This is a genomic window from Methylophaga sp. UBA2689 (assembly GCA_002354555.1).
Taxonomy (GTDB): Bacteria; Pseudomonadota; Gammaproteobacteria; order Nitrosococcales; family Methylophagaceae; genus Methylophaga.
Genome location: DELT01000031.1, coordinates 107,805 through 115,271 on the forward strand (window position 1 = coordinate 107,805; position 7,467 = coordinate 115,271).

8 protein-coding genes are annotated in these 7,467 nt (G+C 47.9%); all 8 read right to left on the reverse strand.

Going from position 1 to position 7,467, the window contains the following annotated elements; genetic code table 11:
- Positions 1 to 140, reverse strand: a 140-nt coding sequence (locus tag B3M51_RS14440) for a twin-arginine translocation signal domain-containing protein (RefSeq protein WP_414673427.1), incomplete at its 3' end; no start/stop codon positions are given.
- A 12-nt stretch (positions 141 to 152) separates the two neighbouring features.
- Entirely contained in the window at positions 153 to 362 is a 210-nt protein-coding gene (locus B3M51_RS03235; RefSeq protein WP_292480266.1) for a Tat pathway signal protein, read from the reverse strand.
- Positions 363 to 493: 131 nt separating this feature from the next.
- Entirely contained in the window at positions 494 to 1,069 is a 576-nt protein-coding gene (locus B3M51_RS03240; protein WP_292480268.1) for a TorD/DmsD family molecular chaperone, read from the reverse strand.
- Positions 1,070 to 1,074: 5 nt separating this feature from the next.
- Positions 1,075 to 2,610 (reverse strand): 4Fe-4S binding protein, encoded by a 1,536-nt coding sequence (locus B3M51_RS03245; RefSeq protein WP_292756810.1) that lies wholly within the window; start codon positions 2,608 to 2,610, stop codon positions 1,075 to 1,077.
- 1 nt (position 2,611) lies between these two features.
- The gene (locus B3M51_RS03250) at positions 2,612 to 3,073 is read right to left on the reverse strand and encodes a DUF3306 domain-containing protein (RefSeq protein ID WP_292756796.1); all 462 of its coding nucleotides are present in this window, start codon (positions 3,071 to 3,073) and stop codon (positions 2,612 to 2,614) included.
- Entirely contained in the window at positions 3,070 to 3,540 is a 471-nt protein-coding gene (locus tag B3M51_RS03255) for a DUF3305 domain-containing protein (protein ID WP_292480272.1), read from the reverse strand. Before B3M51_RS03255 ends, B3M51_RS03250 begins: the two co-directional genes overlap by 4 nt.
- A 53-nt stretch (positions 3,541 to 3,593) precedes the next feature.
- Positions 3,594 to 5,834 carry a DNA topoisomerase IV subunit A gene (gene parC, locus B3M51_RS03260; RefSeq protein WP_292756798.1) on the reverse strand — a complete coding sequence of 747 codons (2,241 nt, stop codon included), beginning with the start codon at positions 5,832 to 5,834 and terminating at the stop codon, positions 3,594 to 3,596.
- A gap of 14 nt (positions 5,835 to 5,848) precedes the next feature.
- A partial coding sequence (parE, locus tag B3M51_RS03265; protein ID WP_292756800.1) for a DNA topoisomerase IV subunit B occupies positions 5,849 to 7,467 on the reverse strand: 1,619 nt, incomplete at its 5' end.

The following is a 7,467-nucleotide window of genomic DNA, read 5'->3' on the forward strand; positions in this document are numbered from 1 at the left end:
TTCTGAATCATTGCATTAGGCAGCAAACTCATAAAGGCTGCTCCACCTGCCGCGATACCTGAACCTTTCAGAAAGGTTCTACGATTTACGCCAGAGATACCACTGATAATGGCTGCCGGATCACGTTTAGTCAGTTTCATAACGTCAGTCTTTTAAAAGTCAGCGCGCTGGTAGTAAGTTTCAACATGTTCGGTATGTTGATAACCTTTTGCAGCAGGAGCGGGTTCAGCGGGAGTTTTTGCAATTTTTTGCGGAGCAGCTTGCAACGTATTTGCTGTTAAAGCCAACGTTGCCGTGCCACCGATTGTGGCGGTCAATTTGTGCAGAAATTCTCTGCGGCTATTTGATGGCTTTGCAGTCATGGATTTCTCCGAATGAAATTCAATGCAGTGACAAGCAAGGGGTTGTCAACATTGACAACAAATTGAGCCTTAATTATCGCGCAGACGGGGTTACTGTTCAAGGAGATTCGCCTGCAAATTCAAACTATCTGTCATTGTTCGAGTCGTTGAAGTTCCGCTTCTATAAAATGTTTGCCCAATAATGCGACGGCTGTATAAAAAACGGCACTTTTTGCCTTGGCCAAATCAGTAAAAAACTTGGCTGCCCAGGGGCGTAAATGCGCATTGAAAAAGGCTTTATCATCAATAACCGGGATACCGTTCGCTGACAGGATAAGTCGCATCACATCACACTCACCGGCGATATGATCTTCGGGTTCAGCTTTATCCTCTTGCCGCTCCAGCCCCAGTTTCCCCAGGTCAACACGTAATCTCGCCAGGGGTTTTTCATTTAAAAAACCGCTTTGGTAATATGATCCGTATGGAATCACCTCTCCCTGAGCCAGTCCGATAAACAATAATTGATATTCATCTGCGATTTGTTCAGCACTGTTGTGTGCTGCTGCATCTATCAAAGCCTGCCACCCCTGACCGAGAGGACTTTCAGGTTCAGTCACTTGCAAACTACTGATGTTATCAAGCAAGTCCTGCTCTGGCGGGGTCGCCAGTAAATTGGCTAAAAGCGCATAGGTTTGGGCACGCCACTGAGTTTCTTCAATATCTTCCACGTTGGTTAACCTTTTTTGAACATGGCTTTGACACGACAATCCTCACACATCTTCAGCTGTTCCAGCGCTGCGCCCTGAAACATATGATGATCTTTTAATTTTGCGGTAATCGTGTCGATCATTTTCTGAGTGGCAAACGGTTTTGCACAACTGATGCAATGAAAAATCGCCTCTTCATGCAAAATGCGCTTTTGCCGTGCCTGATCTCGTTGATACATATAACGTGGTGCCAGACTAATGGCATTTTCAGGACAGGCCGTTTCACAAATACCGCATTGCACACATAAATCTTCAATAAAGTTAAGTTGCGGTTTGTCGACGCCATCAACCAATGCGCCAACCGGGCATACCGATACACAAGACATACATAACGTACAAGCCTGTTTATCGACCAGAATCTCGCCAAACGGAGCCGGCTTTTCCAGTTTGATTTCTGCCTGAGGTGAAGGGGCGTTTTCATAAAGATGCGATAAGGCCATGGTGCTGACGCGGCGCTTGTTATCCATACCGGCAAAGCGGCTTGGAGTGGCAGCCTCTGTTTTGGGTAACTGCTGGATGTGGGATTTTAAGGCCGTAAAATCATTGCCTTGATGCCAGTGAATGGCGGTTGAATAGCCCATGCCGTTCAATAATTCGTTGGTTAAGGTTATTTGCTGCTGCAATTCCTGCCAATCATGATCACTATGGGTCAGCGCATCCCAAACCGTGACACCAGCAGCGCCATAGGCCATCGCCGCCAGCCAGAATGGCATACTCAATGCGCCAATTTCTTCAATCGAGAAGGTAATAACGTTGTCAGTGAGTTCATGACCGCGCATTTCCAACAAGGTTTGAGCATTGGATTCATCATGAATCAAAATATGCGGTGGCTGGGTTTCCAGTTCGTCATATTGCTGCATCATTGAACGTAACCGTTCAAGACTAACGTCCAGCGTTGGCAACGCATAGTTCATTGCACCGGATGGACAAACCGCCACACAACTGCCGCAACCCTGGCATAAATTGGGATCTACCCGTACTTCATCACCGGCATGACTAATAGCTTCAGCGGGACAGGCTTCAAGACACTGATTACAACCTTGAATACCTCGGCGGGAATGAGCACAGATATTCGGTTTGTATTGGAAATACCGCGGTTTATCGAAAATACCAATCAGATCGGGCAATTGCTGTAAGGCTTCGGCCAAAGCTTGTTGATTTTCGCCGGGGGCAAAATAGCCCAAAGGTGACACTTTTTGTTTGAGAATTGGCGAATCACTCAAATCCAACACCAAATCAAAGCGTAATGTTTGCCCTGCAATTACTGCATCAAATTCACCCAGCCAGCCGGTCAAGCTATCCAGCTCACCTGCTAACAAGGTCACATCATCACTCGTAACGGTTGCTGAATCGGTCAAACATGCACTGATAGTTAATGGCTGACAATGTGCTGCCACGGCAGAAACAGCTTCGCCACTGCCAATAATCAATAAACGACCACGCGATTCAAATTCAATCAATTGCACCGGATGAATTTCAATTCGGCCTGCTTCCAAAACCACGTTATGCAATGGGGTTATCCTCCTCGTCGCGATTAGTTCGCGGTTTTGTGTCGTTATTCTGTTCAGCGTCTTCTGCAGGATTAGCGGTCGCTGGATGTTCAGTTGCTTCACCTTCCGCCAGCTGGCGTTCCAGCATCCGCTTCATTTCATGGGTTACTACAGAGCCCAACCCAGCAAAAGCATGATAGTTATAGTCATTTTCGTATTCTTCAAGCCCATCGGTTTGATTAAAGCCCGGTTTACGAAATAAATCGCGTAATGCCTGTTTTTTGGTTTCCGGATCGACATTCTCACGTTGCCAAACAGGCAAATCAGCTGGCTCTTTGGCTGGTGCAGGTTCATCTGTCAGGTTTTGTTCGGTAAGCGCTGATTGTTCAGTTGCCGTTTCTTCTGCAATATTGGTCTGCTGCTTACGGCGAGACCAGCGTGATAAAAAGTTTTCGGATGCTGATTTTTCTTTCATCGAGCGCCTCCATCATTATCTTTCCACCGTTCACGACGGCGCTTTTTGGGAGCTTCCGGTGCGTAGTGATAGATCAGAAAGCGTTCCAACCAGACACATAATTCATCTGGCAAAGCTGCTTCCATCACATGATCGCCAGCTTCCATATAGGAAGCGGCTTCATCGAAATCCACGGTCAGTAAAACCGGGGTGAACAGATCATTTTCCAGGCGGCCGATAAAATAAATCTTGGCCTGTTCTGACATCAGATTTTGATAATAGCTATCACAATAATGCCGAAACAAACGCAGGTGCAGATCGGGATAATAATGCAGCTCACCTTCGTTCTGCGCGTTGGACAGTTGTGTTTCACTCAGACCAGGAATGACACCCAGCAAAGACCAGGAATGTCTGGCCCAGCGGTGTTGACTGATTTTTTTCAGCAATACAGCGGTAACGGAAAAATGATCAGAAGGTATATCCAGCATCTCTATCAGGCATTGTGAATTCAGCCTAATAGGATAACAAGTAACCGAGTTTTTTACTCGGCTACTTCAACGGAACTGACTTTTTGCAATCCTCTGGGCAACTTATGTCCGCGTTTGCCGCGCTCTCCGGCATAGTGTTGCAGATCAGCAGTTTTCAGCGTTAGATGACGACGTCCGGCGTGCAGCGTCAGACTGTGATTTTCCGGAACCAGCGTGACCGATTGCAACCATTCCTGGCCACTGGTGAAACGTGCCTGCGGAATATTGATTAATCGGACGCCTTTGCCTTTATTGAGTTCTGGCACTTCACTGATTGGGAAGACTAATAATCGTCCATCACCCGCGGCAACCGCCAGTTGTTGCGGCGTTTTTGTATCGACCACCAATGGTGGTAATAACGCCGCTTTATCCGGCAGATTGAATAAGGCTTTACCGGCTTTGTTTTTAGCCAGTAAGTTATCAAAGCGAGTGACAAAACCATAACCAGCAGTATTGGATAACAACACCATCTGATCATTCTCGGCCGCAATTACCGCAATAAAGCGTACTTCCGGAGCGGATTGCAATCGACCACTGAGCGGTTCTCCCTGGCCTCTTGCCGATGGCAAGGTATGCGCGGCCAGTGAATAACTTCGACCACTTTCATCCAGAAACACTACCTGTTGGTTACTTCGGGTTTTCACCGATGCCAGATAACGATCGCCGGTTCGGTAATTTAAGGATCCCGGATCCACATCATGGCCTTTAGCCGCACGTACCCAACCACTGGCCGATAACACAATTGTCAGGGGTTCTGTAGGTAATAATTCGGTTTCGCTGAGTGCTTTGGCCGCATCACGTTGTTTGATTTCACTACGACGGTCATCACCATATTTTTCGGCATCCGCTGTCAGCTCTTTGCGGATCAACGATTTCAAACGGGTTTCCGAACTCAGTAATAATTCCAGTGATTTACGTTCCTTGCTGAGCTCATCCATTTCGCCTTTGAGCTTCATTTCTTCCAGTTTGGCCAAATGACGCAAACGTAATTCGAGAATCGATTCGGCCTGACGATCACTAAGACTGAATCGGGCCATTAACTCGGCTTTGGGATCATCCTCATAACGGATAATCGCAATGACTTCATCTATATTCAGATAAGCAACCAGCAGGCCTTCCAGCACGTGCATGCGATCCAGCACTTTATCCAGACGATACTGCAAGCGGCGGCGTACCGTTTGAATCCGGTAGGTTAACCATTCGCTGAGCATCTGCAGCAGATTTTTCACCTGCGGCCGACCATCAAGGCCGATCATATTCATATTGACGCGGTAGCTACGTTCCAAATCAGTAGTCGCAAACAGATGCGACATCAGACTTTCAATATCCACCCGATTGGAACGCGGCACAATCACCAGACGAACCGCCTGTTCGTGATCGGATTCATCCCGTAAATCCGCGACCATTGGCAGCTTTTTGTTATTCATCTGTGCGGCGATCTGTTCCAGCACTTTGGCACCGGAAGTCTGATATGGCAGCGCATGAATCACAACTTCGTTGTCTTCGACTTTATAAGCGGCTCGCTGACGAATCGAACCATGACCCGTTTCGTAGATACGACGAATTTCGGCCTGAGGCGAGACGATTTCCCCCCCTGTAGGGAAATCCGGACCCTGAATTTCAGTTAACAGATCATCCAGCGTACTTTTCGGCGATTTGAGCAGTAACAGGCAGGCATTTACCACTTCACGCAGGTTGTGCGGCAGGATGTCAGTTGCCATACCCACGGCAATACCGGTTGCACCGTTCAATAATACATTGGGAAGTCTTGCGGGCAACAGTTGTGGCTCATCCATGGTGCCATCAAAGTTAGGCATCCATTCGACTGTGCCCTGCCCCAGCTCAGTTAATAATGTTTGGGCATACGGCGCCAGACGTGCTTCGGTATAGCGCATCGCAGCAAACGATTTGGGATCATCCATTGACCCCCAGTTACCCTGACCATCAATCAGGGTATAGCGATAGGAGAATGGCTGAGCCATCAGCACCATGGCTTCGTAACAGGCCGAATCGCCATGCGGATGATATTTACCTAAAACGTCACCGACGGTTCGAGCGGATTTTTTATGTTTGGATACAGCACTGAGGCCCAACTCGGACATCGCATAAACAATGCGCCGTTGGACTGGTTTAAGGCCATCAGCCAGATGCGGTAAGGCACGATCCAGAATGACGTACATGGAATATCCCAGATACGCCTTTTCGGTAAAATCCCGAAGCGGTTGCTGTTCCAGGTCGTCAACTATAGTGCTCATTCAAAATTCTCAGTTCAGATTAAACTATCAGCCAAATCGCCATGCTGTTCCAGCCAGACTTTTCGATCACCGGCCCGTTTCTTAGCCAGCAGCTTATCGAGCATCATAAAGGTATCGTCTTCGGCATCAATGGTCAGTCGAATCAGGCGTCGTGTGTCCGGAGCCATGGTCGTTTCACGTAATTGCAAAGGATTCATCTCGCCCAGACCTTTAAAGCGCTGGGTACTTACTTTGCCTTTAATTTTATCTCGTTCGATACGGTCCAGAATGATTTGCCTCTCTTCATCATCCAATGCGTAAAACACCTGTTTGCCCACATCGATCCGATATAACGGTGGCATCGCCACACAGATATGCCCTGCTTCGACCAGTGGCCGGAAATGTCGGACAAATAACGCACATAACAGCGTGGCGATATGCGCACCATCCGAGTCAGCATCGGCAAGAATACAGATTTTGCCGTACCGCAGCCCAGCAAGATCATCCGAGCCTGGATCAACACCTACTGCAACAGCAATATCATGAACTTCCTGTGAAGCCAGCACCTGCGAGGCTTCGACTTCCCAGGTATTCAGAATTTTACCGCGCAACGGCATGATGGCCTGGAATACACGGTCACGACCTTGCTTGGCACTACCACCAGCAGAATCCCCTTCCACCAGAAACAGTTCGGTACGCGATGGATCCTGAGAAGTACAGTCTGCCAGTTTACCGGGAAGTGCCGGACCGGATTGCACCCGTTTACGTACAACCTTTTTTGCCTGTTTTAAACGTGATTGGGCATTGTTAATGGCCAGCTCGGCTATTTTTTCACCATCTTCAATATGGTGATTGAGCCATAAACTGAACGAATCTTTTACTGCACCGGCAACAAACCCGGCACATTGTCTGGAAGACAAACGTTCTTTCGTCTGTCCGGAAAACTGAGGGTCCTGCAGTTTGACTGATAATACGTAACTGCAGCGTTCCCAGATATCTTCTGCCGATAGTTTTACACCGCGTGGCAGCAGACTGCGAAACTCGCAAAACTCACGCAAAGCATCAAGCAATCCGGAGCGTAAACCGTTTACGTGCGTACCTCCCTGTGCGGTCGGGATAAGATTGACGTAACTTTCTGCAATCACCTCCGCCGGTTCAAGTTGCCACATAAGGGCCCAGTCAACTTCCTGGTCTTCATCGGCAAAATGGCCTACAAAAGGTTTAGCTGGCACACAGGGTACATCGGTCATCGCATTGGCGAGATAACTGTTCAACCCATCTTCATAACACCAGCGATCATTTTGTTTTTCGGAACCGCTTAAATCTTCAAAGGTAACGACTAAACCCGGACATAATACCGCTTTGGCTCGCAAAACATGACGCAGACGTGAGACCAGAAACTTTGGCGCATCAAAGAAACTGGTGTCAGGCCAGAACCTGACGCTAGTACCGGTATTTTTTTTGCCGACTGTCCCGGTTTCGCTTAAAGGCTCAACTAACAGACCATTTTCAAAAGCAATGCTGTAGCTGATGCCATCACGGCGAATATTAACTTCCAGTCGTTTGGATAAGGCGTTGACGACAGAGACACCGACGCCATGCAGACCACCTGAGAAACGATAATTTTTATTGGAAAATTTACCCCCGGCATGCA